Genomic DNA, 2,119 nt, shown 5'->3' with positions numbered 1-2,119 from the left:
GGTTGTGGCGGCCGCCGGGTCCGGAGCGCTACTACTCTTCCAGCTCTCCGCCACCGCTGGAGAACTGGGCCAGCCTGAAGATCACGAACTCGGCCGGCTTGACCGGTGAGACACCGATCTCGCAGATGACACGGCCGAGGTCCACCGACTCCGGCGGGTTGGTCTCGGCGTCGCACTTCACGTAGTAGGCGTCCTCCGGCGTCGCACCGAAGAGGGCGCCGTTGCGCCACTCGGTGACCATGAACGCGGAGATGTTCCGGCGGATCCGGGCCCAGAGGGCCTGGTCGTTCGGCTCGAAGACGACCCACTGGGTACCGGTGAGGATCGACTCCTCCAGGTAGTTGAAGTACCTGCGGACGTTCAGGTAGCGCCAGGCCGGGTCGGAGGAGAGGGTGCGCGCACCCCAGATCCGGATACCACGGCCGGGGAAGGCGCGGATGCAGTTGATGCCGAGCGGGTTGAGCAGGTCCTGCTCACCCCGGGTGATCTGCATCTCCAGGTCCACCGCACCGCGTACGACCTCGTTGGCCGGCGCCTTGTGCACACCGCGCTCGAAGTCGTTGCGGGCCCAGATGCCGGAGACGTGGCCACTCGGCGGGATCAGCCGGGTCTGGCCGCCCGCCGGGTCGAAGACCTTGATCCACGGGTAGTACAGGGCGGCGTACTTGGAGTCGTAACCCGCGGTCTCCTGGCGCCAGACACGGATCTGGCGGGCGTTGAGACCGGGCGGCGGGTCGATGACGGCCAGCCGGTCGCCCATCAGCTCGCAGTGCGCGATCAGACCGAGCTGGACCGCCTTGACGGACTCCAGGTCGATGGCACCGCGCTGGTAGGCGGCCATCAGGTCGGGGACCGCGACCATCGAGACCTCGTCGACGGCCTCCAGACCGCCGAAGCCGGTCCGGTCGGCGGAGTCGCCGAGGTAGTCGCCGATCCGCACCTGCTCGGGCTGCTGCTGCTCCACCGGCGCGGGCGTCGGGGCGGCGGCGGGCGCGACGAGCGCGACCGTCTGGTTCTCCGGCCTCGCGACCTGCGCGGCAGCCGCGTCCTCCTGCAGGAGGATCAGCTTCGAGCGCTCCTTGACCTGCGTGACGACATAGTTGCGGTTGCCCTTCTTGGCCGACACGTCGAAGGTCTCCGCGACCTTCTCGCCGTCCTTGACAACCAGCTTGAAGCGGTCGGCGGGCCCCTCGGAGTCCGCGACCTCGACGCTGATGGAGCCACTCTCGCCGGGCGCGATCGCCGACACCGCGAAGGTGCCGAGCTGCTTCGGCTCGCCGGCCGGCAGCGCCGCCGGGGCGGAACGTCCGGTGACGGACGCCTGGCTCTTCCCCTCCTCCTCGCCGGAGACCCCACCGGGGACACCCCCGACGCGGACCACATAGGCGGCCGAGCCGCCGTTGTTGAAGAATCCGTAGACCGAGTGCGCCAGGAAATAGCCGTCGGTGAACTCACCGAACGACGCGACGTACTGCGTCCAGTTGGTCACCAGCGTCGGCTCGTTCAGCGGCCCAACGGGCGCGAGACCGACAAAGGCGGCGACCGAGGTGCCCACCCCCTCGATCGGACGGGAGCCGCTGGCCACCTCCTCCACGTACACACCTGGTGACAGGTAAGACGGCATGCTCAGCTCTCCTCGGGGTACGAGACACGACCTGCCCTCCACACTGCGAGGCGGGAAGCGGTGGCGAAACGTCCGCCGGTACCTATCCGAGGGCATGCCGAATGCCCTGATGGGCAGCCGCGCCCCCACGAGGCCACCGTCGGTCCACGGCCGGAGCCCGTCAGGTGACGGTGCGGCAGCAGGCGAACCGCCCGATGATTACAGCCCGGCGCCGTCTTGTCACCCGGTGCTCTCCCGGCGGGCCGCTCTCACCCTTCCGGACCGCACGCGTCCGCCCCCGGAGGCAGCGGAACGGAGCGCGGTACCCCCGGCACACCCCGCCCGGCGGGCGCCGCGACGCCGCGGCTGCCCTCAGGAGCCATACGCGGTGCCCGCACAGGCGCGTACAAGTGCTCCCGGCCGGCGCCGAGGGCAGCCGGAGTGGCCGCACGGGGCAATGGGGCTGCCCCCCAGCCTGGTGACACGACGTCACGCCCTTGACTAGTGTCCGGCGCG

Annotated in this window: 1 protein-coding gene; it reads right to left on the bottom strand. The window is 70.3% G+C overall.

What is annotated here, in order from left to right; translation table 11 throughout:
• Positions 1-31: 31 nt before the first annotated feature.
• Positions 32-1,624 carry a phage tail sheath family protein gene (locus ACFXBC_RS35020; protein WP_385034168.1) on the bottom strand — a complete coding sequence of 531 codons (1,593 nt, stop codon included), beginning with the start codon at positions 1,622-1,624 and terminating at the stop codon, positions 32-34.
• Between the last annotated feature and the right edge of the window lie 495 nt (positions 1,625-2,119).

It is taken from the genome of Streptomyces sp. NPDC059398 (assembly GCF_042751845.1).
Taxonomy (GTDB): domain Bacteria; phylum Actinomycetota; class Actinomycetes; order Streptomycetales; family Streptomycetaceae; genus Streptomyces.
Note: the sequence above shows the minus strand (reverse complement) of the source record. Positions and strands in the feature narration are given on the sequence as shown.

Bases quoted from the DNA above. Each gene is read 5' to 3' on its own strand.
- ACFXBC_RS35020 (WP_385034168.1), bottom strand. From the start codon at position 1,624: ATGCCGTCTTACCTGTCACCAGGTGTGTACGTGGAGGAGGTGGCCAGC.